Here is a 24,006-nt window from a genome sequence, read left to right on the forward strand (position 1 = left end):
CTCATTCTTTCGGGTGACCGACCCATCCGGGGCGGGCGGCGTTCCGAATAGGGGCCGTGAAGAGCTTCGGGAGCGGGTACGAGCGGCCGGCCGGCCGCTCGGTGGACGGGCCGACGCCCGGCACCACCGGTGCTCGGCCGGTGGTGGTCACCGTGGAGTGCCATGCCGCCCGGCTCCCCTTCGCACGCACGCCTTTTCTCTTCCGACACCCCCGTTCTCAGGAGCAGACCATGAACACCATCCGCATCCGTCGAGCCGCTCTCGCCGTCGCCGCCGCGGCCCTGCTGCCGCTCGGCCTCACGGCCTGCGCCGACGACGGCGGCAAGGACGGCGCCGCGGACTCCTCCCCCGCCGCCTCCGCCCCGTCGGACGCGGGCGGTTCGGCGGACGGCTCCATGACCGGTGCCGGCGACAAGCCGTTCGGTCCGGCCTGCGCGTCGGTCCCGAAGGACGGCGCGGGCTCCTTCGACGGAATGGCGCAGGACCCGGTCGCCACCGCCGCGTCGAACAACCCGGCGCTGTCCACGCTCGTGAGCGCGGTCAAGCAGGCGGGCCTGGTCGACACCCTCAACAACGCCCAGAACATCACGGTGTTCGCGCCGACCAACGACGCCTTCGCCAAGATCCCGAAGGCCGACCTGGACAAGGTCCTCGCCGACAAGGAGACCCTCACCAAGATCCTCACGTACCACGTGGTGGGCGAGAAGCTCACCCCGAAGCAGCTGGAGGACGGCTCGTTCGAGACGCTGCAGAAGGGCACGCTCACCACGTCCGGCTCGGGCGAGTCGTACACGGTGAACGACACGTCCACCGTGGTGTGCGGCAACGTGCCGACCGCCAACGCCACCGTCTACATCGTCGACACCGTCCTGATGCCGAAGGAGTGATCCCGGGCGGGCCCCGGCGGCCCGCGCCGCGCGACCTCGCCGGGTCGCGCGGCGCGGGCCGGTTCCTTTCGCGGCCGGTGCCCGCCCCCCCGCCGGCCGGGATCGCGCGGCGGCTCAGGGCTCCCCGCCCCGGGCGCGGCGGAAGCGGGCGAGGGCGTCGGGCAGGGCGACCAGCGGGTCGGGGTAGTCCAGGCGGGCCCGCTCGGCCTCCGGCAGCTTCCACGGTTCGTGCGCGGCGGGGCCCGCGAGGGAGGCGAGTTCGGGTACCCAGCGGCGGACGTACGCGCCGTCGGGGTCGTAGCGCCTGCCCTGGAGCACCGGGTTGAGGACCCGGTTCGGCCGGGTGTCGGTGCCGGTGCCGGCGGCCCACTGCCAGTTGAGCTGGTTGTTGGCGAGGTCGCCGTCGACGAGCAGCTCCAGGAAGTGCCGGGCGCCGACCCGCCAGTCGAGGTAGAGCGTCTTGGTGAGGAAGCTCGCGGCCAGCAGGCGTCCCCGGTTGTGCATCCAGCCCTCGTGGGCCAGTTGGCGCATCGCCGCGTCGACCACGGGGTATCCGGTGCGGCCCCGCCGCCATGCCTCGGCGTCCTCGTCGGCGGCCCGGCCGGTGCGCCAGCGGTCGTGCCGGGTGCGGTAGTCGTCCCGGGCGGCGGCGGGGCGGGCCGCGAGCAGCTGGCGGTTGAAGTCGCGCCAGCACAGCTGCCGTACGAACGCGTCGGCGCCGGGTCCGCCGGCGCGGCGCGCCCGGTGGACGGCCTCGGTCGCCGAGACCGTCCCGAAGTGCAGGTGCGGCGACAGCCGGGAGGTCGCGTCGCCCGCCAGGTCGTCGTGCCGGTCCTGGTACGCGGCGATCCCCTCGCGCAGCCAGGCGGTGAGCAGCGCGCGGCCCTCGCGCTCGCCGCCCGCCGCGAGTCCCGGCGACACCCCGGCCACCGAGGCGCGGGAGGGCAGGTCCTCGGAGCCGACACCGTCCGGGACGGGCACGCGGCGCGGCGCGGCGAGCGGCTCGCGGAGCCGTTCGGCGTTCCAGCGGCGGAAGTACGGCGTGAACACGGCGAAGTGGTCGGAGGCGGCCGGGGTGACGGCGCCGGGCGGCAGCGCGGTGACGACGGCGTCGTGGACGCGCAGGCGGCGGCCGTCGGCCTCCAGGGCGGCGCGCAGCCGGTCCTCCCGGCGCTGGGCGTAGCCGCTGTGGTCGGCCGCCGTGTGCACCTCGGCGGCGTCCGTCTCGGCGGCGACGGCGCGGACCGCGGCGACCGGGTCGCCGGAGCGTACGACGAGCCGTCCGCCGCGCTCGCGGAGCGCGGCGTCCAGGTCGTGCAGGCAGTCCGCGAGGAACGCCTCCCGGTTGGGGCCGGGGAAGCCGGTGGCGGCGATGGCCGTGTCGCGGACGAAGAGGGGCACCACACGGTCGCCCGCGCGGACGGCGGCGCGCAGGGCGGGCTGGTCGTGGACCCGCAGGTCGGCGGTGAACAGGACGATCGCCACGGTCATCGGACCGGCCCCCGTGGCGCGGGTTCGCCGGACTGTTCCTTGGCGGCCGCGAGGGTGATGTTGCGGGCCATGCCGCCGAAGACGACGCCGTGGAAGGGCGCCACGCTCCACCAGTAGGCGTGCCCGAGCAGCCCGTGCGGATGGAACAGGGCGCGCTGCCGGTAGCGGGTGCGTCCGGCGTCGTCCTGTTCGGCGTACATCTCCAGCCACGCCAGTCCCGGCAGCCGCATCTCGGCGCGCAGCCGCAGCAGGCGGCCGGGTTCGATCTCCTCGACGCGCCAGAAGTCCAGGGAGTCGCCGACGCGCAGGCGCTGGGCGTCGCGGCGGCCCCGGCGCAGTCCGACCCCGCCGACGAGCCGGTCGAGCCGGCCGCGTACGGCCCAGGCGAGCGGGAAGGAGTACCAGCCGTTCTCGCCGCCGATGCCTTCGATGACCCGCCACAGCCGGCCGACGGAGGCGTCGACGGGTTGTTCCCGTTCGTCGGTGTAGAGGCTGCCGCCGGCCCAGTCCGGGTCGGTGGGCAGCGGGTCGCTGGGGGCGCCGGGCACGGAGGCGGAGGTCCAGCGGGTCGTCACACCGGCTTCGCGGACGCGCCGCAGCGCGAGGGCGAGGGCCTCGTCGCACCCGATGGGCCGGCCGGGCGGGTCCGGCACGTAGCGGGCGATGTCGTGCTCGCGGCACACCACCTCGTGGCGCAGGGACTCGGCGAGTGGGCGGGCGATGGAGCGCGGCACCGGGGTGACGAGCCCGATCCACAGGCTGGACAGGCCGAGGGTGAGCACGGGCACGGGCAGGATCAGCCGCCGGGGCAGGCCAGCGACGGCGGCGTACCGCCGCATCATGTCCCGGTAGGTGAGGACGTCGGGGCCGCCGATGTCGAAGGCGCGGTGCACGTCGGGCGGCATGACGGCGCTGCCGACGAGGTAGCGCAGGACGTCCCGGACGGCGATGGGCTGGATCCTGGTGCGCACCCAGCTGGGGGTGACCATCACGGGGAGCCGCTCGGTGAGGTAGCGGAGCATCTCGAAGGACGCGGAGCCCGACCCGATGATGACGGCCGCGCGCAGGACGGTCGTGGGTACGCCGGAGTCCAGCAGGATGCGGCCGACCTCGGCGCGGGACCGCAGGTGCGGCGACAGCCGGTGTTCCGGCACGCCCGCCGGTGTGAGGCCGCCGAGGTAGACGAGGCGGCGGAGGCCGGCGGCCCGCGCCTCCACGGCGAAGATCGTGGCGGCCGTGCGGTCGGTGTCCTCGAAGCGGGAGCCGGTGCCGAGCGCGTGGACGAGGTAGTAGGCGACGTCGGCGCCGCGCATCGCCGCCCGTACCGACTCCGCGTCGGTGACGTCACCGCGGACGATCTCGACGCGGCCGGCCCAGGGGTGGTCGCGCAGCTTCTCCGGCGAGCGTGCCAGGCAGCGCACCCGGTGTCCGGCGTCGAGCAGTTCGGGCACCAGCCGTCCGCCGATGTACCCGGTCGCCCCGGTGACCAGGCAGAGCGTGCCCGACCCGCCTCCCGTGCCGGTCTCCGTGCCGGCGTGTGTGCGGGTCTCCGCGCCGGTCTCCGCGCCGGTCTGCCTGTCCGTCATGCCGCCTCCGCGCCCTTCACCGGTTCCCACCGTCGCACTCACCCGGGACTTCCGCCCGCGCCGCGCGTCCGGATGCGGGGCCGGGTCGCCACGGCGGGGCTTCTATAGGCTGACCGGGTGGCCAGTACAGACGACCGAGCAGCCGGCATCCCCGCGGAAGAGCGCGGGGCGGCCCCGGATCTGCACGCGTTCGCCGTGCAGCTGCGCCGGATGAACGGCGAGATCAACCGGCTGGTGCACGGATTCGCGGCGAGCCAGGGGCTGCACGCCACGGATGTGCAGGCGCTCGCGGCGATCCTGGACGCGGAGGAGCCGCTGACGCCGGGCCGCCTGCGGGAGCGGCTCGGTCTGACGTCGGGGGCGGTGACGGCCTGTCTGGACCGGCTCGAGCGGGCCGGTCATGTCCGCCGGGCGCGGGAGAGCGCCGACCGCAGGGTGGTGCACCTGCACTATGTGGAGGGGGCGAGGGCCGCGGCACGGACGTGGTTCCAGCCCTTGGCGCAGGCCACGAGCGGGACGCGGGAGCGGTTCGACGCGGCGGAGCTGGCGACGGTGCTGCGCTTCCTGACCGAGCTGAACGGGCGACTGGGCGAGCAGCGGGTGCCACGGGGCTGAGCGGCGGCCCCGCCCGGCGCGCCCGGGTTCCGGTGCGTCCCGGCGCGCCCGGGGTCCGGTGCGTCCGCCCGGCGCACCCGGGGTCCGCTGCGTCCGTCCGGCGCACCCGGTCCGGTGCATCCGTCCGGGGGACCCCCGGTGAAGTGGGAGACGAGTGCGCGCCTACTATCTCTCAATCATTGAGATACTTTCTCATTGAGATACCTGCGATCCCCCGGTCCGCCCCTGGAGTGCGATGTCCCCCCTCACGCGATACGCCCGCCGGCTGCTGCCCGCGGTCCTGCTGCTCGTCTGGCTCGCCGTCGGCGGCGGCCTCGGCCCCTACGCGGGCAAGCTCGGCGAGGTCGCCACCAACGACCAGGCGTCGTTCCTCCCGAGCGACGCCGAGTCCACCCGGGTGGTCGAGGCCCAGCGGGCGTTCCGGCAGGAGGAGTCGCTGCCCGTCGTCGTCGTGTGGACGGCGGACGGCGAACCGATGGGGCCGGAGCGGGCGGCCGCCGCGACCCGCGCCCTGGCCGCCGTCGACGGCACCCCGGACGTCGCGGGACCGGTCTCCCCCGCCGTCGCCTCGCGGGACGGCCTCGCCCTGCGGGGCGTGGTACCGCTCCGCCCCGACCTCGGCGACGAGCTGCCCGAGGCCCTGGAGCGGGTCAGGGACGCCGCCGGCGCCGTACCGGACGCCCAGGTGCGGCTGGCCGGACCGGCGGCCACCCAGGCGGACCTCTCGGACGCGTTCGCGGGCATCGACGGCCTGCTGCTGGGCGTCGCGCTGGCCGCGGTGCTGCTGATCCTGCTCCTCGTCTACCGCAGCGTGCTCCTGCCCCTGGTCATCATCACCGGGGCGGTGTTCGCGCTGGCCCTGGCCTGCGCGATCGTGTACGCCCTCGCCGACATGGGCGTCGTCCGGGTCGACGGCCAGGTGCAGGGAATCCTGTTCATCCTCGTCATCGGCGCCGCCACCGACTACGCCCTGCTGCTGGCGGCACGGTTCCGGGAGGAGCTCGCCGCCCGCGGGGAGCGCTTCGCCGCGATGCGATCGGCGCTGCGCCAGTCGTTCGGCCCGGTCACCGCCAGCGCCGCGACCGTCGCCCTCGGGCTGCTGGCGCTGCTGCTCAGCGATCTCACCAACAACCGGGCGCTCGGGCCCGTCGGCGCCATCGGGATCGTCTGCGCCGTGCTGTCCGCGCTGACGTTCCTGCCCGCCGTCCTGGTGCTCCTGGGCCGCGCCGCCTACTGGCCCGCCCACCCGAAGCCGGCCGCGCCCCGGGCCGACGGGAAGGGCGGCGGGCACGGCGTGTGGACGCGGATCGCCGGGCTCGTGGACCGCGCTCCGCGCGCCGTGTGGGCCGCCACCGCCACCGTCCTGCTGGCCTGCGCGGCCTTCGCCCCCGGCCTCACCGCCAAGGGCGTTCCGCTGGACGAGATCTTCGTCGCCGACGCCCCGTCCGTGGCCGCCCAGGCGACCCTGGGCCGGCACTTCCCCGGCGGCTCGGGCAACCCCGCCGTGGTGATCGCCGACGCGGACCGCGTGGCGGAGGTGACCGCGGCGGCCGCGCGGACCGAGGGCGTGGCGTCGGCCGCCCCGGTCACGGCGTCGGGGCGGCCGGGCGGCGGACCGCCGCTCGTGGTCGACGGACGGGTCCGCGTCGACGTCACGCTGGAGGCGGCCGCCGACAGCGACGCGGCGAAGGAGACGGTCGTCCGGCTGCGCACCGCCCTGCACGCCGTTCCGGACGCGGAGGCGCTGGTCGGCGGGTACACGGCGCAGAGCTACGACACCCAGCGGACGGCCGAACGCGACCGGTCCGTGATCGTTCCCGTCGTCCTGCTGATCATCCTGCTGATCCTGATCACCCTGCTCCGGTCCGTGCTGCTGCCGGTGCTGCTCGTCGCGACGGTGGCCCTCAACTTCCTCGCGACGCTGGGAGTCGCCTCCCTCGTCTTCGAGCACGTGCTCGGATTCAGCGGCACCGACGCCTCGGTCCCGCTGTACGGGTTCGTCTTCCTCGTCGCCCTGGGCGTCGACTACAACATCTTCCTGATGTCCCGCGTACGGGAGGAGGCCCTGGCGCACGGCAACCGGCGGGGCGTGCTGCGCGGACTCACGGCGACCGGCGGTGTCATCACCTCCGCGGGCGTCGTGCTCGCCGCGACGTTCGCGGCGCTGGCGGTGATCCCGCTGGCCTTCCTCGTCCAGATCGCGTTCATCGTGGCGTTCGGCGTGCTCCTCGACACGCTCGTCGTACGGTCCCTGCTGGTGCCCGCGCTGGTCGTGGACATCGGCCCGGCCTCCTGGTGGCCGGGCGCGCTCAGAACACGGACAGGCCCGTCAGGGTCGTGAAGCGGTCGAGCGCGGCGACTCCGGCGACCGAGTTGCCGCGCTCGTCCAGGCCCGGACTCCACACGCACAGGGTGCAGCGGCCGGGGACGACGGCGATGATGCCGCCGCCGACGCCGCTCTTGCCCGGCAGGCCCACGCGGTAGGCGAAGTCGCCGGCGGCGTCGTACGTGCCGCAGGTGAGCATGACCGCGTTGACCTGCTTGGCCTGGCTGCGGGTGAGCAGCGACGAGCCGTCGGCGCGGATGCCGTGCCGGGCGAGGAAGCCGGCCGCGAGGGCGAGATCCGCGCAGGACGCCTCGACGGAGCACTGCCGGAAGTACTGGTCGAGCAGGTCGGGCACCGGGTTGCCGATGTTGCGGTACGACGCCATGAAGTGGGCGAGTGCCGCGTTGCGGTCACCGTGCGCGGACTCGGAGGCGGCGACCTTCACGTCGAAGTCGAGGGCGGGGTTGCCGCTCTCGGCGCGCAGGAACGCCCGCAGGGTTCCGGAGGCGTCGCCGGTCAGGGTGTGCAGGCGGTCGGTGACGACGAGCGCGCCCGCGTTGATGAACGGGTTGCGCGGGATGCCGTTCTCGTACTCCAGCTGGACGAGCGAGTTGAACGGGTTGCCGGATGGCTCCCGGCCGACGCGCTCCCACAGTGCCTCGCCGTCCAGCGCGAGGACGAGGGCCAGCGTGAACGCCTTGGTGATGGACTGGGCGGAGAACGGCTGCCGCCAGTCCCCCACCCCGTACACCGTGCCGTCGAGTTCGGCGACGGCCATGCCGAAGCTGCGCGGGTCGGCGGAGGCGAGCGCCGGAATGTAGTCGGCGGGGCGGCCCCGGCCCGGAGTGGCGGCGATGTCGGCCGCGATGCGGTCGAGGACGGGCTGGAAGGACGGGGCCACGGGCGTGCTCACTCCGGCGTGTGCGGTGGTGCGTTCGATCGCCCCCATTGTGCATGCCCGCGCGCACCACCGGTCAGGCGAGCGGGCCGGTCTCCGTACGCAGCGCCGGAAGCACCCGGTCCGGGGTGAGGGGCAGTTCCCTGAACCGCACGCCGGTGGCGTGGTGGACGGCGTTGCCGAGGGCGGCCGCCATGCCGACGATGCCGAGTTCGCCGATGCCCTTGCTGCCCATGGGGTTGAGCCGGGTGTCCTCCTCGTCGATCCACCGGGCGTCGACGGCGGGGACGTCGGCGTGCGCGGGCACGTGGTAGGAGGCGAGGTCGTTCTCGGTGAAGTCCCCGTGCGCGGGGTCCATCGTGCTGTGCTCGGTGAGGGCCATCCCGAGGCCCATGATCATGCCGCCGACCAGCTGCGACCTGGCCGTGCGCGGGTTCAGGACGCGACCCGCGGCGAACACGCCGAGCAGCCTGCGCGCCCGGACCTCGCCGGTGACCGTGTCGACCTCCACCTCCGCGAACTGGGCCCCGAAGGCGTGCCGGGCGAACGGCGGGGTGCGCCGTGCCTCGTCGGCCGTGTCGGCGGTCGCGCTCAGCCCGTCGGCCGGCAACGGCCCCCGGTGGTCCGCGAGTCGCCGCACCAGCGCCGTGCACGCCGCGTGGACGGCCCACCCCCAGGAGGCGGTGCCGCTGGAGCCGCCGGCGAGCGGTGCGCGCGGGAGGACGCTGCTGCCGATCTCCATGCGGACGGCGGCCATCGGCACGTGGAGGGCGTCGGCGGCGATCTGGGTGAGGACGGTACGGGCTCCGGTGCCGATGTCGGTGGCGTTGACCCGCACGGCGAAGCGCCCGTCGGGCAGGGTGTGGGCGCTCGCCGTGGACGGCGAGACGTAGGCGGGGTAGGTGGCGGCGGCCACGCCGGTGCCGACGAGGAGCGGTCCCTCGCGGCGGGCGGCGGGGCGGGGGTCGCGCCGCGCCCAGCCGAACAGGCGGGCGCCCTCGCGCAGGCACTCGACCAGATGGCGGCTGCTGAAGGGCTGTCCGGTGTCCGGCTCGGTGTCGGTGTCGTTGCGGACGCGCAGCTCGACGGGGTCGATGCCGACGGCGTCCGCGAGTTCGTCCATGGCGGACTCCAGCGCGTACATGCCGGGCGTCTCGCCGGGGGCCCGCATCCAGGACGGGCTCGGTACGTCGAGCGGCACGACGCGATGGGTGGTGAGGCTGTGCGGCGAGCCGTACATCACCCGGGCGGGGACGGCCGCCTGTTCCACGAACTCGGTGATACGGGAGGTGTGGGTGGTGACCTCGTGGCTGACGGAGACGAGGGTGCCGTCGCGCTCGGCGCCGAGCCGCACACGGTGCAGGGTGGGGGCGCGGTGCCCGACGACCGCCGGGAGCTGGCGGCGTGGCAGGGCCAGCTTGACGGGTCGGCCGGTGCGCAGGGCCGCCATCGCGGCGAGCACCACATGCGGCCGGGGCGTGCCCTTGCAGCCGAACGCGCCGCCGACGTGCTCGGAGATGACCGTGACCCGCTCCTTGGGCAGCCCGAAGAGCGTGGCGAGTACCGCGCGCACGAGCGTGGAGCCCTGGCTGGAGTCGTGGACGGTGAGCCGTTCCCCGTCCCAGTGCGCGGTGGCCGCGTGCGGCTCCATGGGGTGGTTGTGGAGCGGCGGCACCCGGTACCGGGCGTCCAGCCGCACGGGCGCGGCGGCGAAGGCGGCGGCCGCGTCGCCGCGCTCGCGGTGCGCCGGGTAGCCGCCGTTGGCCTCCTCGGGCGTGTACGCGTCCGGGTGGTCGTCGGAGAGGACGACGTCGTGCGGCTCGGGTTCGTCGCCGTGGTCGGCGCAGGTCACCCGTACGGCGTCGGCGGCGGCGCGGGCGGCCTCCAGGGTGTCGGCGACCGCGAGCGCGACGTACCAGCCCCGGTGCGGAACGGTGTCGTCCTGGAGGACGGCGAGGTTCGGGTCGTCGGGCGGCGTGGCGAAGCGGGGCGCGTCGTACGGGGTGAGGACGGTGACGACTCCCGGCAGGGCGAGGGCGGCCCGGGTGTCGACGGCGGTGATGCGGCCGCAGGTCACCCCGGCGGGCACGGGCCAGGCGTAGGCGCAGCCCGGCGGGCGGTGCTCGGCGGCGTAGCGGGCGGCGCCGGTGACCTTGTCCCGGCCTTCGATGCGCTCGGCGGGCGCGCCGAGGGCCGTCGGGGTGGGGCGCATCGGAGTCCTCTCCGGGTCGGGTCGGTGCGGTTGTCCGGTCGGACCGCTCGGGCGCGGTCGGCGGTGGGCGGGCGGTCAGGGCGCGCAGACGGTCAGGGTGCGGGCGGCCCGGGTGCGCCGGCCGGTGCGGCGGCGGACGCGACCAGGTCGGCGATCACGGTGCGGGCCAGGTTGCGGGCGAGCACCACCTTGTACGCGTTGTCGCGCAGCGGTTCGGCGGCCGCGAGTTCCGCGTCCACGGCTCGGGCCACGGCGTCCGGGGTCGGCGCGGCGCCCCGCAGGGCGGCCTCGGTGCGGTGGGCCCGCCAGGGGCGGTGGGCGACACCGCCGAAGGCGACGGCCACGTGCCGTACGGTCCCGTCGCCCGCGAGGGCGACGACGGCGGCGACGGAGGCCAGCGCGAAGGCGTACGAGGCCCGGTCTCGGGCCTTGCGGTAGGCGGAGGGCAGTCCGGCGGTCGCGGCGGGGAGCAGCACGCCGGTGATCAGTTCGCCGGGCCCGATCACGGTGTCCCGCTCGGGGCGGTCGCCGGGCAGGCGGTGGAACTCGGCCACCGGGACGGTGCGTTCGCCGTCGGGTCCGCTCAGCTCGACCTCCGCGTCGAGGGCGGCGAGCGCGACGGCCATGTCGGACGGGTGGGTGGCGATGCAGAGGGGCGAGTGGCCGAGTACGGCGTGGTCGCGGTGCACGCCGTCGCGGGCACCGCAGCCGGTGCCCGGGGCGCGCTTGTTGCAGGGCATGGACAGGTCCTGGAAGTACGGGCAGCGCGTGCGCTGGAGGAGGTTCCCGCCGGTGGTGGCGACATTGCGGAGCTGGCCGGACGCCCCGGCGAGCAGCGCCCGCGACAGGACCGGGTACCGGGCGCGGACGAGCGGGTGGGCGGCGAGGTCGCTGTTGCGGACGGTCGCGCCGATCCGCAGCGCGCCGCCGGCGCCCTCCTGGACCTCGTCCAGGGGGAGGCCGCCGATGTCCACGAGCGTGTCGGGGGTCTCGACGCCGAGCTTCATCAGGTCGACCAGGTTCGTGCCGCCGGCGAGGTACCGGGCGCCGGGGCGGCCGGCGTGGGCGGCGGTCGCGTCCTCGACGCTGTGGGCCCGTACGTAGGCGAAGGGCTTCACCGGATCACGTCCTCGACGGCCTGGACGATCTGGGGGTAGGCGCCGCAGCGGCACAGGTTCCCGCTGAGCCGTTCGCGGATCTCGTCGGCGGTCAGCGCGACGGGGCCCTGCGCGGGCGGCGCCGCGGGGTCGGTGGCGTACGACGGGTGGCCGGCGGCGGCCTCGTCGACGGTCCCGACGGCGGAGCAGAGCTGCCCGGGGGTGCAGTAGCCGCACTGGAAGGCGTCCCGGTCGATGAATGCCCGCTGGAGGGGGTGGAGCCGGTCGCCGCCGCCCTCCGCGAGGCCCTCGACGGTGGTGAGGGACGCCCCGTCGTGTGCGACCGCGAGCAGCAGACAGCAGTTGGCCCGCCGGCCCGCGACGAGCACGGTGCAGGCGCCGCACTGGCCGTGGTCGCAGCCCTTCTTGGCACCCGTCAGACCGAGCTGTTCCCGCAGCACGTCGAGGAGGGTGGCGCGGTGGTCGACGGTGAGGGTGTGGGGCACTCCGTTGACCTGGAGGGTGATGCGCGAGTGGGTCGGCTGCACGGCGGGGACGCCTTCCGTGAGGGTGCTCGGTGCGGTGTGCGGGGCGCGCCCGTCAGGGGGGTTCCGGGCCTTCCTCCGGGGGCGGGACGATATGGACCGCCGCCTCCTCCGCGGACGCCGCCGCGCCGTCGATGCCGACGTCCCGGGCGATCACGTCCTTCTCGGCGTCGGGGTGGGCGCCCTCGTCGGGTGCGACGAGGCGTCCGGCGCGGTCGCGGCCGACCTGGTCGTCCCTCGGCTCACCGTTGCCGCCCGGGAGGTCGCCGATGCCGTCGTCGTCGACGCCCGGCCCGTCGTCGTCGGCGATCTCGCGGGAGATCCGCCGGTCGAGGGACTCGCCTTCGCGCTGTTCACGGGCGGTCGTGCCGACCTCGTCGACGGCGACCGGCCGCTCGGGCGGTGACCAGCCCTCGTCGTACGGGTCGGCTCCGCGTTCGAGGAGCGTGTCCTCGGGGTCGAGGATGCCCTCGTCATCGGAGACCTCGGCGGCCTCGGACGGGGCCGGCTGGTAGACCTCGTCGCCCATCGTCTCTTCGGTTCCCATGGCGTGGCTCCCGTGTGCTCCTCGGTGCTGCCGTCGCGTACGCCTGCTCGCGTATCCAGCCTGGGACAGGTCACACATCCCGGCATTCCGGGGACCGTGGAAAAGGCGCGGAAGAGCTGCGGAGAAGGCGCGGAAGAGCCGGGGAGGATCCCCCGAGGAGCCCCCGAAGACCCCGGAACAGGGTGACGGCCCGGCGGAGCGCTCCGCCGGGCCGTCATCCGTGTCGCCGTGGCGGCACGGTCACCGCTTGAACGCGTGCCTGACCCTGCTCGCCGCATCTCGCAGGTCGCCCTTGGACCGTTCGCCACGGCCCTCTCCGGTCAGCCGCGCGTTGCCGACGGCCCGGCCGACCTTCTCCTTCACGGCGCCCTTGACCCGGTCGACCTTGGCGGCCGCACCACTGGTGGCCTTCTTCTTCGCGGACATGCTGTCGCGCTCCCTCGGTCGGTGGTGGTGAGGCGATTCCTCGCCGCTGAAGCGTCTGCCCCGGCTCGCGCCGGGCAAACGGCAGCAATGAGAGCAAAAGATGGCACTCAGGACCGTTCGGGGTAGTCCCAGCCCAGTACGGGGACGTCCCAGTCCAGGACGCGGTCGGCCTGCCGGTGGGTGATCTCGGCCAGCTTTCTGGCCTCGTTGAGGACGTCTCCGTGCTCCTGGACCAGTTGGTCGTATATCGGCGAGCCGGGTCCGGCGGGGTGAGGGGGCACGACGGGTTCTCCTTCGCGGCGGAACGGCGGGGGCCGGGCGGCCCCGGCGCCGTAGCGCCTGCCCGCCACGGCGGCCACCCATGCGGAACCCATGCCACCGGTTGACCCCGAAGGCCGTGACGCGCATCACCTCTATTCAAGTTTGACCACTCCACGCCCGTGGCATACCTTCTTCGTAGTCAAACTTGACTACCCAGACCGGAGGAGCCTGCGTGACCCTTCTGCCCGACACCGGATACACCCCGACCGCCGACGACCGCGCGGGCCTGGACGCCTGGTTCGCCGAGTACGACGCGCGCAGCGCCCGGCGGGACGTCGAGGGCATGGCCGACATGGCCGTGTTCCCACTCAACCTGGTGAGCGACGACTCCGCGGGCGACGGCCGGTCGGCGCAGTGGGACCGGCCGCACTTCGTCCGGACCATGACCCACGTCATGGGCGACGGAGGTCAGGACATCGCCTTCGAGTCGACCCGCACCCCCGTCTTCCTCTCCGCCTCGATGGCGGTGGTGTTCACCGACTCGGTGATGACCACGGACGAGGGGACCCGGCGGCTGCGGTACGCCGACATCCTGGTGCGGCGCGGCGGGTCGTGGGCGTTCCAGACGATGATCCAGAGCGGCTGGGGCGACAACCTGTGACCCCCGGCCCCCGACCGGAGCGCCGGCCCGACCGGAGCGCCGGCCCTTCCGGCTCAGGCCCCGTAGGGGGCTCCCGCTAGCGCACGCCCTCCCGGGTGCGGCGCACACACTCCAGCACCACGGCCCTGAGGCTGCCGTGCCGGCGCAGCAGCCGGCGCTGGACGGCGGCGCCGTTGCCGCCGCTGAGCAGGTCGTCCAGGCCCTTGCGGGCGTAGGCCAGGTCGCCGTTGTCGTCGAGGGCCGTCTCGACATGGGCGAACAGGGCCCGTACGACCCGTTCGGCGGGGGCGGGCCGCATGGTCAGGGGGTGGATCAGCTCGTCCTCAAGGCCGGAGCGGCCCGCCCGCCAGGCCGCGGCGCGCAGCAGGCCCACGCCGTGCGGGGCGGGTGGTTCGCCGGCCCGCCACTGGCGGGCGGCCGTGTCGACCAGGGCGCGGACGAGGGTGGCGACGAGCACGGTGGTGGAGGCGTCCAGGCAGACGTCGGCGGCCCGGACCTCGACGGTCGGGTACTTGCTGGACAGCCGCGCGTCGAAGTAGATCATCCCCTCGTCCTGGAGCACGCCCGTGCCGACCAGTTCGCGCACCTGCTCGTGGTAGCGGGCCGCTGAGCCGAACACCTCCACGGGCCCGGAGGACGGCCAGCGGCCCCACACCCGGCTGCGGTAGCTGCTGTAGCCGCTGTCGTGGCCTTGCCAGAACGGGGAGTTGGCACTGAGGGCGAGCAGGACCGACAGCCAGGGCTGGATCCGGTCGATGACGGCGACGCCCTCCTCGTCCGACTCGACCGAGACGTGGACGTGGCAGCCGCTGGTGAGCTGCTCCAGCGCGGTGAGGCCGAAGTGCTGCTGGATCCACCGGTACCGCTTGCCCTCGTTCACCGCGAACGGCGCCGGCAGCGGCGAGGTCGCCAGGGCGGCCACCGCCGCCCCCGCCTCGGTCGCGTGCCGGGCCGCCTCGACGCGGCACCGCTCGATCTCCGCCGCCAGCTCCCCCATGGCGGTGCACGGCCGCGTGGCGAACTCCAGCTGCTGCCGCTGGAGTTCCTTGGTGAAGGCGTGCGTCCGGCCGCGGTTCTCCTTGGCCGCGACGGCGAGCACCGCGTGCGAGCGCGAGCACGGCTCGCCGGTCCGGGGATCCACCAGGAGGAGTTCTTCCTCCACTCCGACACTGCGCAACTCCACGCCGCCTTTCCGATCAACCCTGCCGGGACTTAACGACGGAACTGCTGGACCACGGGCGGCGCTGCCGGGCTCGGGACGGAACTGCCGGGCTCGGGACGGGACCGCCGGGCCGGGACGGAACTGCCGGACCTGCCGGGCGCACCATCATCCTGCCTGAGGCCGCACACCGCACCCGTGCGGAAGGCCGGGGGCGCGGATCTGGCGAGTTCCCGACGCAACCGGCTGGAACCGCTGCGCCGTTCTCCGACCGGCGGCGGACAGGGCGTCCCCCGCCCCGACGAGCCCGCCCGGGACGGCCGCCTAGCGCCGGGTCATGGATTCTCCCGATGCGGCCTCACGCGGCGGCGGCCGGATCCTGGTGGTCCGTCAGAACTCGTCGCCCGTGGCGGGGAGCAGACGCGGCCGCAGGGCGGCGTCGAGCCGGTCGGCGGCGCCCTCCGTGTGCTCGGCCACCACACCGGCGGCGACGAGGCGCCGCACCTCGGTGCCGCCCAGGTAGCAGGCGGCCAGGTCCCGTGCCTCGAAGGTCAGGTCGGGTGCGGCGTCCGTGGCCGCGCAGGTGCCGCCGTGCGGGGACGTGGTGAGCCGGAACCGCCCGTCGTTCGCCGGGACGTGCCGGTCGAGGACCTCCAGGACGAGATCGGCGGCGGTCGTCCAGGTACGCGCGGTCAGGGCGGCGCGTACGTCGACCAGCCGCACCCACAGGCCGGGGTACCAGCCCGTGACGCGCACCTGGTCCCGGTCGGCGGCGAACAGCAGCAGGGGATCGTCCACGGGCCTGCCCCAGGCCCGTACCGTGCCGGTGAGGTCGATCGACGCGACGTACCGCCACAGCGCGGCGGCGGCCTCGGGCGTGTCCGCCTCCAGCTCGTCCACCCGCACCACGCCCGCCACACCGAGGTTGTCGTCGCCGCCCCTGGTGCGGTAGACGACGTACCCGGCGACGGGGTCGCCGAGCGTGACGACCCGGGGCGGACCCAGCTCGTCGTCCTCCTCGTCCTGGTCGACGAGCCACTCGTCGCGCCAGCGCTGCTCGCCCCGGCTGATCCGGCCCGCCCGCGCGGTGCGGCCGGCGTCGTAGTACGGGGTGAGGGCCTCGGGCACGTCGGTGGTGTCGAGCAGGCGCAGCGGACGTTCGTCGGGGGCGATGCGCAGGGCGAGCGGGCGCCGGGAGTCGATCTCCAGGGACAGGCCCTGGGTGGCGGGGCCGAAGCCGAACCGGCCGTAGATGGCGTCCTCGGAACTCCAGAGCGCGGCGAGCGGGACACCCCGGTCGGCACACCGCCGGAACAACTCGGCGATCAGCGCGCTGAGCAGCCCGCGCCGCCGGTGGGTGGGGGCCACACCGGCGAACGCGACGCCGGGGCACGGCAGTTCGCCGCCGGGTACGGAGAGGGTGAAGGGACGTACGGCGACGAGCCCGACGAGGCTGTCGCCGTCGTAGGCGCCGATGCGCTCGCACCTCAGCAGCAGTTCCCGGTGCTGCTTGCGCCGCTCGTCCTCTGGGCGATGATGGAAGAGGAGGTATTCGAGCTCCAGCGCACGATCGACATGCGCTTCCGGTACGTCACGAATCTCCGCACGAATATCCATGAAACGGACTCTAGTCGCCGTATAGCGGACGTACGCGGGGAGTTTCGGCCGGTCCGCCGCCCTTTCCCGCCGGGGAACCGGCCGGAATCGGCCGACGGGCCGAGACAGCGCGGAACGGGGCGGGGCAGGGCGGGCCGGTACGGGCGGGACAGGGCGGCGGGGCCGGATCAGGAGCGTGCGATGAGCGGGGGGTTCGCCAGCCGTACGAGTTCGAGTGCCTGCTCGCGGAACCAGTCGCCCGCCCTGGGGTCGACCATGCCGCGCGCCGGGTCCTGGGGGCCGGGCGTACCGCGCAGGCACAGGCCGTCGGACTCGCCCGGCGTCTTGATCCACAGTCTGGCGTCGTGCAGCGGCTCACCCGTGGCGGTGGTGGGGCGGGCGCCGGCGCCCCGGTCCGGCGGGTTGCACCAGTCCTGCGGGTCGGGGTAGACCCCGGCGGGCGGGGTCCACGGGCCCCGGCCGTTGCGGCTGGAGTCGGTAACGAAGCGCTTCATCCGGGTGGGGTCGGCGGGGGCGTTGCGCGCCACCCAGGCGTCGGCCTCCGCGCGGGGCGTCCACTGGTCGGGGCAGTCGGCGGCGCTGCCGCCGCCCTGCACGTACGCGACACAGGCCGATATCAGCGTGCCGTAGCGGACGTTGGCCTCGTCGGTCTGGTAGTTGGAGGCGTTGGTGTAGAAGCCGGTGGCGTTCGCGACGCCTCCCCTGACCAGGCGCGGGACGATGCTGCGCACGCTGTGCCAGGCGGGGTGGCCGGTGTCGAGGTAGACCCGGGTGCGGGCCAGCGGCTCCAGGGTGTCGACGGCGTGGCGTACCTCGGTGTAGCGGGCGGCGGTCAGGGTGCCCTGGGCGTCGTCCTGGCCGCAGTCGGAGGGCAGCAGGGCGAGCGAGTCCGGTTCGAGGACGACCATGGCGGGGCGGTCGCCGATACCGCGCGCGACGGCGTCGATCCACGCCTGGTACTCGGCGGTGGTGGAGGCGCCGCCGCCGGAGTAGTTGGAGCAGTCGCGGCCGGGGACGTTGTAGAGCGCGAAGACCGGCAGGGTGCCCTTGCGGGCGGCGTCGAGGGTGACGCGCCGGGCGTCGGACTCGACCTGGGCCGGGGTCTGGTCGCCGTACCAGACGGCCTGCGGGGTGCTGACCATGGCCATGAGGCCGGCGGCGTCCGCGTACCGGCCCTGGTACATGAGGTCGCGGATCTGTGTGTACGCCTCCGGGTTGGGCGCGGGGGTGTACAGCCGGGTCGCGGCGGACCGTGAGGTGCGGGCGTCGCCTCCCTCGACGGCGGACGCGGCGGCCGGGGCGGAGGCTTCGGAGCCCGCGGCCGATGCGGAGCCCGCGGCTGAGGCTGACAGCAGGGTCGCCGCCAGGGTGAGCGGCAGGGCGAGCAGGATCGCGGCTCTTCGTCGCATGAGGGATCAGCCCTTCGTGGCACGGAGGTTACGGGTGCGGGAGCGCTCCCATGAGCCTGTCGGCCCCGACGCGTACGCGTCAAGAGATGCGCACCGTCCCGTAAGACTCTCGAAAGATCCCCCGCCTCTCGCGTCCCGATTCCCGACAGTACCTGAACGGGCGTACGCGGTCGGCGTGTTGCGACGCGCTCAGGCGACGCTGCCGATCTGTCCCGCGGGGGCGTGCGGGACATCGTGGTGGATGGGGGTGTGCGCACCGGTGAGCGAGACACCGCTGCCGCCGCGCCGTGCGGCGACGATCTCGGCGCCGATCGACAGCGCGGTCTCCTCCGGGGTCCGGGCGCCGAGGTCCAGACCGATCGGCGAACGCAGCCGGGCGAGCTCCAGTTCGGTGACGCCGACGCCCCGCAGGCGCCGGTTGCGGTCCTCGTGGGTACGGCGGGACCCCATCGCGCCGACGTAGGCGACGGGAAGCCGGAGGGCCCGTTCGAGCAGCGGAACGTCGAACTTGGCGTCGTGCGTGAGGACGCACAGGACGGTCCGCCCGTCGACCTCGGTGGACTCCAGGTACTCGTGGGGCCAGCCGACGACGATCTCGTCCGCCTCGGGGAAGCGGGCGGCCGTCGCGAAGACGGGGCGCGCGTCGCACACGGTCACGTGGTAGCCGAGGAACTTGCCGACCCTCACGAGCGCCGCCGCGAAGTCGATGGCACCGAACACGATCATGCGCGGGGCCGGGACGCTCGATTCGACGAGCAGGGTGAGCGGCTGCCCGCAGCGGGACCCTCCCCCGGACTCCGTCCGGGGGTCCTGCCAGCCGATGGTGACGGTGCCGGTGCGGCCGGCGTCCAGCAGGGCGCGGGCCTCGGCCGCCGCCGTGCGGTCCAGTTCCGGGTGGCCGCCGAGGCCGCCCTCGTACGATCCGTCCGGATGGACCAGCAGAGCCTGCCCCAACAGGTCCGCCGGTCCTTCCGTGATCCTGGCCAGGGCCGCCGCCTCCCCTCCGGCGGCGGCCGCCAGCGCGGCGGGGTAGACCCCGCCGCGCACCGGGGTGACGAGGATGTCGATGACACCGCCGCACGTCAGACCGACCGCGAAAGCGTCCTCGTCGCTGTAGCCGAAGCGCTCCAGGACGGTCTGACCGTCCTCCAGCGCCTGTCGGCAGAGTTCGTAGACGGCCCCCTCCACACATCCGCCGGAGACCGAACCGATGGCCGTGCCCTCGCTGTCGACGGCGAGCGCGGCACCCGGCTGCCGGGGCGCGCTGCCGCCGACCGCCACCACGGTGGCGACGGCGAAGTCACGCCCCTGCTCGACCCAGTGACCGAGCTCTTCGGCGATGTCCAGCATGGCGGCCTCCTTGGATGAGCCGGGGGAACGGACGGACGGATGGAGGGGGTGCCGCCTCAGTGGGCGGTACCGGTGGCGAAGTAGAAGACGAACACCGCCGAGAGCACCCACATGAAGATGCTCGGCTCGCGCCACTTGCCCTGTGCGGCCTTGATCGCGCAGAAGGCGATGACGCCCGCGCCGACACCGGTGGTGATGGTGTAGGTGAACGGCATGAGCACGACCGTCAGGAAGACCGGCACGGCCACCGACCAGTCGCCCCAGTCGACGTGGCGGGCGTTCTGGAGCATCATCGCGCCGATGACGACCAGGGCGGCGGAGGCCACCTGACCCGGGACGAGCTGGGTGAGCGGGGTGAAGAAGAGGCAGGCGGCGAAGAAGAGACCGGTGACCGTGGCGGACAGGCCCGTACGCGCGCCCTCACCGACACCGGTGGCGGACTCGATGAACACGGTCTGGCCGGAGGCGCTCGTGGCGCCGCCGATCGCGCCGCCCGCGCCGTCGATGAACAGCGCCTTGTTGAGGCCGGGCATCCGGCCGGTGGCGTCGGCGAGCTTCGCCTCCTGGCCGACGGCGATGATCGTCGCCATGGCGTCGAAGAAGCCGGCCAGCACCAGGGTGAAGACGATCATGCCGACGGTGGTGTAGCCGAGCGTCTCCCAGCCGCCGAACTCGACCTCGCCGAAGAGCGAGAAGTCCGGCATGGAGACGACGCTGCCGTGCAGGATCGGCGCGCTGCCGCCCCACGCCGCCTCGTCGATCAGCCCGGTCGCGGTGGCGACGACGGAGATGACCGTACCGGCGATGATGCCCAGCAGGATCGCGCCCGGGATCTTGCGCGCCTGGAGCATGAAGATGAGCAGCAGGGTGATCGTGAACAGGACGACCGGCCAGCCGGTCAGCGAGCCGCCGACCCCGAGGGTCACCGGGCCGCCGCCCTCGCCCTTGCCGACGAAGCCGGCGTTGACGAAGCCGATCATCGCGATGAAGAGGCCGATGCCCATCGTGATGCCGTGCTTCAGCGCCAGGGGTATCGCGTTCATGATGACTTCACGGACGCCGGTGACCACCAGGAGCATGATCACGCCGCCGTAGATGACGCACATGCCCATGGCCTGCGGCCACGTCATGTCGGGGGCGACCTGCGTCGAGAGGACGCCGGCCACGCTGAGCCCCGCCGCGAGCGCGAGCGGGACCTTGCCGATGAGACCCATCGCCAGGGTGGTGACCGCTGCGGCGAGGGCGGTGGCGGTGATCAGGGCGGGCTGGCTCAGCTTGTTGCCGAGCACGTCCTCGCCACCGAGCAGCAGCGGGTTGAGCAGCAGGATGTACGCCATGGCCATGAAGGTCGTGACGCCGCCGCGCACTTCGCGCGCGACCGAGGATCCTCTGTGGGTGATGTGAAAGTACCGATCGAGCCAAGATCGTCCGGCGGGGACGCGCGAGCCGGAGCCCGCGTCTTCCGAGACGGTCTTCGGCTCCACTGACGATTGGGTCATGGTGCCTACTCCCAAGGTTCAAAGGGGCACCCGCATGAGTTCTCACTCAAGGGATTGCGGGATTTGGGATGGTGCTTGGCTGCACGACCCGGGGGACGGCCCGAGGCGAACTGGGGTACTACGGGTGGGGCTCTTCGGGGGTGGGGGGTTGGGAGGTGGGGGGTCGGAGTTGCGGACAGGGGTGGATGGAACGGGTGAAGCGAGTGGAACGGGTGGAACGGGTGAAACTGGTGGAGCGGGTAAAACTGTTGAGACTGGTGGATCTGGTGGGGCTTGTGGAGTTGTGGAGTGATGCCGGGGGCCGCGAGCGGTGCGGTCCGGTGTCTCTCCGGGCGGCGCGGGCGCTGGAAGTGTGACGTTCCCGGGCGACCCGCACCGCCCGGAGGGTCTATGCGGTGCCGGTGAGGTGCTCGGGGCGTACCGGCGTCCTGTTCAGCTCCAGGCCCGTCGCGTTCCGGATCGCCGCGAGGACGGCCGGGGTCGACGACAGGGTCGGGGCCTCGCCGATGCCGCGCAGCCCGTACGGGGCGTGGTCATCGGCCAGTTCGAGCACGTCGACCGGGATGGTCGGCGTGTCGAGGATCGTGGGGATCAGGTAGTCCGTGAAGGACGGGTTCCTGACCTTCGCGGTCTTCGGGTCGACGATGATCTCCTCCATGACCGCGACGCCCAGGCCCTGGGTGGTGCCACCCTGGATCTGGCCGACCACGGACAGCGGGTTGAGCGCCTTGCCGACGTCCTGGGCGCAGGCCAGCTCGATGACCTTGACCAGGCCCAGCTCGGTGTCCACCTCGACCACCGCGCGGTGCGCGGCGAACGAGTACTGGACGTGGCCGTTGCCCTGGCCGGTGCGCAGGTCGAAGGCCTCGGTCGGGCGGTGGCGCCACTCCGCCTCGATCTCGACGGTCTCGCCGTCCAGGACGTCCACCAGGTCGGCGAGGACCTCGCCGCCGTCGGTGACGACCTTGCCGCCTTCGAGCAGCAGCTCGGCGGTGGCCCAGGCCGGATGGTACGTGCCGAACCTGCGGCGGCCGATCTCCAGGACCTTCTCGCGGACCAGCTCGCAGGAGTTCTTCACGGCGCCGCCGGTGACGTACGTCTGGCGGGACGCGGAGGTGGAGCCGGCCGAGCCGACCTGGGTGTCCGCCGGCTGGATGGTCACCTGCGCGACACCGAGCTCGGTACGGGCGATCTGGGCGTGCACGGTCACGCCGCCCTGACCGACCTCCGCCATCGCGGTGTGCACGGTCGCGACCGGCTCACCGTTGATGACCTCCATGCGCACCTTGGCGGTGGAGTAGTCGTCGAAGCCCTCGGAGAAGCCGACGTTCTTGATGCCCACCGCGTAGCCGACGCCCCGTACGACGCCCTCGCCGTGCGTGGTGTTCGACAGACCGCCGGGCAGCGCGCGGACGTCGGCGCCCTCGGTGGTCTCCCACTGGCGCTCCGGCGGCAGCGGGCGGGCCTTGACCCGGCGCAGCAGCTCGGCGACCGGTGCCGGGGAGTCGACCGGCTGCCCCGTCGGCATGATCGTGCCCTGTTCCATGGCGTTGAGCTGCCGGAACTCCACCGGGTCCATGCCGAGCTTCGCGGCGAGCTTGTCCATCTGCGCCTCGTAGGCGAAGCACGCCTGGACCGCGCCGAAGCCGCGCATGGCGCCGCAGGGCGGGTTGTTGGTGTAAAGGGCGATGGCCTCGATCTCGACGTCGTCCACGACGTAGGGACCGACGGACAGCGAGGACGCGTTGCCGACGACGGCCGGCGACGCGGAGGCGTAGGCGCCGCCGTCCAGCACGATCCGGCACTTCAGGTGCGTGAGCTTGCCGTCCTTGGTGGCGCCGTGCTCGTAGTAGAGCTTCGCCGGGTGGCGGTGGACGTGCCCGAAGAACGACTCGAACCGGTTGTAGACGATCTTGACCGGCTTGCCGGTGCGCAGCGCCAGCAGACAGGCGTGGATCTGCATCGACAGGTCCTCGCGGCCGCCGAAGGCGCCGCCGACGCCGGAGAGCGTCATCCGGACCTTCTCCTCGGGCAGGCCGAGGACGGGGGCGATCTGGCGGAGGTCCGAGTGCAGCCACTGCGTGGCGACGTACAGGTCGACGCCGCCGTCCTCGGCCGGTACGGCGAGGCCGGACTCCGGGCCCAGGAACGCCTGGTCCTGCATGCCGAAGGTGTATTCGCCGGTGACGATGACGTCGGCGCGCTTGGCGGCCTCGGCGGCGTCGCCCCGGATGATCGGCTGGCGGTGCACGATGTTGGGGTGCGGAACGTGCCCGGAGTGGTGGTCGTCGCGGCCCGGGTGCAGCAGCGGGGCGTCGGGAGCGGTCGCGGACGCCTCGTCGGTGACGACGGGCAGCTCCCTGTACTCGACCTTGATCTTGGCGGCCGCGCGGCGGGCGGTCTCCGGGTGGTCGGCGGCGACCAGCGCCACCGGCTCGCCGTGGTGGCGTACGACGCCGTTGGCGAGGACGGGGGTGTCCTGGATCTCCAGACCGTAGTTCTTCACCTCGGTCGGCAGGTCCTCGTACGTCAGGACGGCGTACACACCGGCCTGGGCGAGGGCCTCGGAGGTGTCGATGGAGACGATCTCGGCGTGCGCGACGGTGGAGCGCAGGATCTGGCCCCACAGCATGTCCTCGTGCCACATGTCCGAGGAGTACGCGAACTCACCGGTGACCTTGAGCGTGCCGTCGGGGCGGAGAGTGGACTCGCCGATGCCGCCCTTGGTCCGGGAGCCCTGGGTGACCTGGGTGGGGGTGCCTGCCGGAGCGGCGGCGACGCGTGCGTTCAGTGCCATGGGGGTCAGACCGCCTCTCCCTGTCGTTCCTGACGGGCGGCCGCGAGGCGGACGGCGTCGAGGATCTTCTCGTAACCGGTGCAGCGGCAGAGGTTGCCGGAGAGCGCCTCGCGGATGTCCTCGTCCGTCGGGGACGGGTTGCGCTCCAGCATCTCGTCGGCCGCGACGAGCAGGCCCGGGGTGCAGAAGCCGCACTGGACGGCACCGGCGTCGATGAACGCCTGCTGGATCGGGGAGAGCTCCGTGCCCTCGCCGGTCTGCGAGTCGCCGGCCGCGTCGGAGGGGCGGGCGGTCCAGCCCCGCGCGTCCTGCAGGTCCGTGCCGGAGGAGCCGCAGGCGCCGGTGCCGCACGCGCCGCCGTGCTCGGCACGCTGCCTGGCGTAGTCGGCGAGGCCCTCGACGGTGACGACCTCACGGCCTTCGACCTGGCCCGCGGCGACCAGACAGGAACAGACGGGTACGCCGTCGAGGCGGACCGTGCAGGAGCCGCACTCACCCTGCTCGCAGGCGTTCTTGGAGCCGGGCAGGCCCAGGCGCTCCCGCAGGACGTAGAGGAGGGACTCGCCCTCCCAGACGTCGTCGGCCTCCTGCGGACGTCCGTTGACGGTGAAATTGACGCGCAT

20 protein-coding genes are annotated in these 24,006 nt (G+C 73.7%); 4 read left to right on the forward strand and 16 right to left on the reverse strand.

The genetic code is table 11. The annotated features are described in order from the left end of the window. The first annotated feature begins 230 nt into the window (after positions 1–230). Positions 231–887, forward strand: coding sequence for a fasciclin domain-containing protein (locus tag ACGF5U_RS19230; RefSeq protein WP_392715484.1), 657 nt, complete (start codon positions 231–233; stop codon positions 885–887). A gap of 114 nt (positions 888–1,001) precedes the next feature. On the opposite strand, the gene ACGF5U_RS19235 is transcribed toward ACGF5U_RS19230, so the two are convergent. Both ACGF5U_RS19235 and ACGF5U_RS19240 read right to left on the reverse strand, forming a co-directional pair. After that, on the reverse strand, positions 1,002–2,378 hold the full coding sequence (locus ACGF5U_RS19235; RefSeq protein ID WP_392717252.1) for a cryptochrome/photolyase family protein: 1,377 nt from the start codon (positions 2,376–2,378) through the stop codon (positions 1,002–1,004). Next, entirely contained in the window at positions 2,375–3,964 is a 1,590-nt protein-coding gene (locus tag ACGF5U_RS19240; RefSeq protein WP_392717254.1) for an SDR family oxidoreductase, read from the reverse strand. Before ACGF5U_RS19240 ends, ACGF5U_RS19235 begins: the two co-directional genes overlap by 4 nt. Before the next feature lie 117 nt (positions 3,965–4,081). Between ACGF5U_RS19240 and ACGF5U_RS19245 the strand changes: the two genes are divergently transcribed. Together ACGF5U_RS19245 and ACGF5U_RS19250 are read left to right on the forward strand one after the other, a co-directional pair. Further along, a complete protein-coding gene (locus ACGF5U_RS19245) occupies positions 4,082–4,579 on the forward strand; it encodes a MarR family winged helix-turn-helix transcriptional regulator (RefSeq protein WP_392717256.1) in 498 nt (165 codons plus the stop codon). A 235-nt stretch (positions 4,580–4,814) separates the two neighbouring features. Then, positions 4,815–6,920: an MMPL family transporter gene (locus ACGF5U_RS19250; RefSeq protein WP_392717258.1), complete on the forward strand. Its 2,106-nt coding sequence runs from the start codon at positions 4,815–4,817 to the stop codon at positions 6,918–6,920. On the opposite strand, the gene ACGF5U_RS19255 is transcribed toward ACGF5U_RS19250, so the two are convergent. The 7 genes from ACGF5U_RS19255 to ACGF5U_RS19285 all read right to left on the reverse strand — a co-directional run bounded on the left by ACGF5U_RS19255 (position 6,889) and on the right by ACGF5U_RS19285 (position 12,911). After that, positions 6,889–7,854 (reverse strand): glutaminase, encoded by a 966-nt coding sequence (locus ACGF5U_RS19255; protein ID WP_392717260.1) that lies wholly within the window; start codon positions 7,852–7,854, stop codon positions 6,889–6,891. The two genes, ACGF5U_RS19250 and ACGF5U_RS19255, sit on opposite strands and share 32 nt — an antisense overlap. Before the next feature lie 25 nt (positions 7,855–7,879). Next, the gene (locus ACGF5U_RS19260; protein ID WP_392717262.1) at positions 7,880–10,015 is read right to left on the reverse strand and encodes a xanthine dehydrogenase family protein molybdopterin-binding subunit; all 2,136 of its coding nucleotides are present in this window, start codon (positions 10,013–10,015) and stop codon (positions 7,880–7,882) included. Between the two features lie 92 nt (positions 10,016–10,107). Next, the gene (locus ACGF5U_RS19265) at positions 10,108–11,133 is read right to left on the reverse strand and encodes an FAD binding domain-containing protein (RefSeq protein ID WP_392717264.1); all 1,026 of its coding nucleotides are present in this window, start codon (positions 11,131–11,133) and stop codon (positions 10,108–10,110) included. Beyond that, complete coding sequence (locus ACGF5U_RS19270; RefSeq protein ID WP_392717266.1) at positions 11,130–11,660, reverse strand: 2Fe-2S iron-sulfur cluster-binding protein; 531 nt, start codon at positions 11,658–11,660, stop codon at positions 11,130–11,132. Before ACGF5U_RS19270 ends, ACGF5U_RS19265 begins: the two co-directional genes overlap by 4 nt. 52 nt (positions 11,661–11,712) lie before the next feature. Next, on the reverse strand, positions 11,713–12,204 hold the full coding sequence (locus ACGF5U_RS19275) for a DUF5709 domain-containing protein (protein ID WP_392717268.1): 492 nt from the start codon (positions 12,202–12,204) through the stop codon (positions 11,713–11,715). Between the two features lie 240 nt (positions 12,205–12,444). Then, positions 12,445–12,630: a CsbD family protein gene (locus ACGF5U_RS19280; RefSeq protein WP_392717270.1), complete on the reverse strand. Its 186-nt coding sequence runs from the start codon at positions 12,628–12,630 to the stop codon at positions 12,445–12,447. A 107-nt stretch (positions 12,631–12,737) separates the two neighbouring features. Continuing rightward, positions 12,738–12,911 carry a hypothetical protein gene (locus ACGF5U_RS19285; protein ID WP_392717272.1) on the reverse strand — a complete coding sequence of 58 codons (174 nt, stop codon included), beginning with the start codon at positions 12,909–12,911 and terminating at the stop codon, positions 12,738–12,740. Positions 12,912–13,123: 212 nt separating this feature from the next. Here ACGF5U_RS19285 and ACGF5U_RS19290 point away from each other — a divergent pair, with 212 nt between their 5' ends. Then, positions 13,124–13,552: a nuclear transport factor 2 family protein gene (locus tag ACGF5U_RS19290; RefSeq protein WP_392717274.1), complete on the forward strand. Its 429-nt coding sequence runs from the start codon at positions 13,124–13,126 to the stop codon at positions 13,550–13,552. Between the two features lie 76 nt (positions 13,553–13,628). Here the strand turns inward: ACGF5U_RS19290 and ACGF5U_RS19295 are convergent, their stop codons facing one another. The 7 genes from ACGF5U_RS19295 to ACGF5U_RS19325 form a co-directional block, all read right to left on the reverse strand. Beyond that, positions 13,629–14,729 (reverse strand): glutamate--cysteine ligase, encoded by a 1,101-nt coding sequence (locus ACGF5U_RS19295; protein ID WP_392717477.1) that lies wholly within the window; start codon positions 14,727–14,729, stop codon positions 13,629–13,631. A gap of 372 nt (positions 14,730–15,101) precedes the next feature. Beyond that, on the reverse strand, positions 15,102–16,328 hold the full coding sequence (locus ACGF5U_RS19300) for a GNAT family N-acetyltransferase (RefSeq protein WP_392717276.1): 1,227 nt from the start codon (positions 16,326–16,328) through the stop codon (positions 15,102–15,104). A gap of 167 nt (positions 16,329–16,495) precedes the next feature. After that, the gene (locus ACGF5U_RS19305) at positions 16,496–17,737 is read right to left on the reverse strand and encodes a glycoside hydrolase family 6 protein (RefSeq protein ID WP_392717278.1); all 1,242 of its coding nucleotides are present in this window, start codon (positions 17,735–17,737) and stop codon (positions 16,496–16,498) included. A gap of 189 nt (positions 17,738–17,926) precedes the next feature. Further along, positions 17,927–19,087, reverse strand: a complete 1,161-nt coding sequence (locus ACGF5U_RS19310) for an XdhC family protein (protein WP_392717280.1) — start codon at positions 19,085–19,087, stop codon at positions 17,927–17,929. Positions 19,088–19,143: 56 nt separating this feature from the next. Next, the gene (locus tag ACGF5U_RS19315; RefSeq protein ID WP_392717282.1) at positions 19,144–20,586 is read right to left on the reverse strand and encodes an NCS2 family permease; all 1,443 of its coding nucleotides are present in this window, start codon (positions 20,584–20,586) and stop codon (positions 19,144–19,146) included. A 388-nt stretch (positions 20,587–20,974) separates the two neighbouring features. Continuing rightward, the gene (locus tag ACGF5U_RS19320) at positions 20,975–23,383 is read right to left on the reverse strand and encodes a xanthine dehydrogenase family protein molybdopterin-binding subunit (protein WP_392717285.1); all 2,409 of its coding nucleotides are present in this window, start codon (positions 23,381–23,383) and stop codon (positions 20,975–20,977) included. Between the two features lie 5 nt (positions 23,384–23,388). Then, entirely contained in the window at positions 23,389–24,006 is a 618-nt protein-coding gene (locus ACGF5U_RS19325; protein ID WP_392717479.1) for a (2Fe-2S)-binding protein, read from the reverse strand.

Source organism: Streptomyces sp. NPDC047886 (assembly GCF_043204435.1).
Lineage (GTDB): Bacteria > Actinomycetota > Actinomycetes > Streptomycetales > Streptomycetaceae > Streptomyces.

Bases quoted from the DNA above. Each gene is read 5' to 3' on its own strand.
- ACGF5U_RS19230 (WP_392715484.1), top strand. From the start codon at position 231: ATGAACACCATCCGCATCCGTCGAGCCGCTCTCGCCGTCGCCGCCGCG.
- ACGF5U_RS19235 (WP_392717252.1), bottom strand. From the start codon at position 2,378: ATGACCGTGGCGATCGTCCTGTTCACCGCCGACCTGCGGGTCCACGAC.
- ACGF5U_RS19240 (WP_392717254.1), bottom strand. From the start codon at position 3,964: ATGACGGACAGGCAGACCGGCGCGGAGACCGGCGCGGAGACCCGCACA.
- ACGF5U_RS19250 (WP_392717258.1), top strand. From the start codon at position 4,815: ATGTCCCCCCTCACGCGATACGCCCGCCGGCTGCTGCCCGCGGTCCTG.
- ACGF5U_RS19255 (WP_392717260.1), bottom strand. From the start codon at position 7,854: ATGGGGGCGATCGAACGCACCACCGCACACGCCGGAGTGAGCACGCCC.
- ACGF5U_RS19260 (WP_392717262.1), bottom strand. From the start codon at position 10,015: ATGCGCCCCACCCCGACGGCCCTCGGCGCGCCCGCCGAGCGCATCGAA.
- ACGF5U_RS19275 (WP_392717268.1), bottom strand. From the start codon at position 12,204: ATGGGAACCGAAGAGACGATGGGCGACGAGGTCTACCAGCCGGCCCCG.
- ACGF5U_RS19280 (WP_392717270.1), bottom strand. From the start codon at position 12,630: ATGTCCGCGAAGAAGAAGGCCACCAGTGGTGCGGCCGCCAAGGTCGAC.
- ACGF5U_RS19300 (WP_392717276.1), bottom strand. From the start codon at position 16,328: ATGGATATTCGTGCGGAGATTCGTGACGTACCGGAAGCGCATGTCGAT.
- ACGF5U_RS19305 (WP_392717278.1), bottom strand. From the start codon at position 17,737: ATGCGACGAAGAGCCGCGATCCTGCTCGCCCTGCCGCTCACCCTGGCG.
- ACGF5U_RS19310 (WP_392717280.1), bottom strand. From the start codon at position 19,087: ATGCTGGACATCGCCGAAGAGCTCGGTCACTGGGTCGAGCAGGGGCGT.
- ACGF5U_RS19315 (WP_392717282.1), bottom strand. From the start codon at position 20,586: ATGACCCAATCGTCAGTGGAGCCGAAGACCGTCTCGGAAGACGCGGGC.
- ACGF5U_RS19320 (WP_392717285.1), bottom strand. From the start codon at position 23,383: ATGGCACTGAACGCACGCGTCGCCGCCGCTCCGGCAGGCACCCCCACC.
- ACGF5U_RS19325 (WP_392717479.1), bottom strand. From the start codon at position 24,006: ATGCGCGTCAATTTCACCGTCAACGGACGTCCGCAGGAGGCCGACGAC.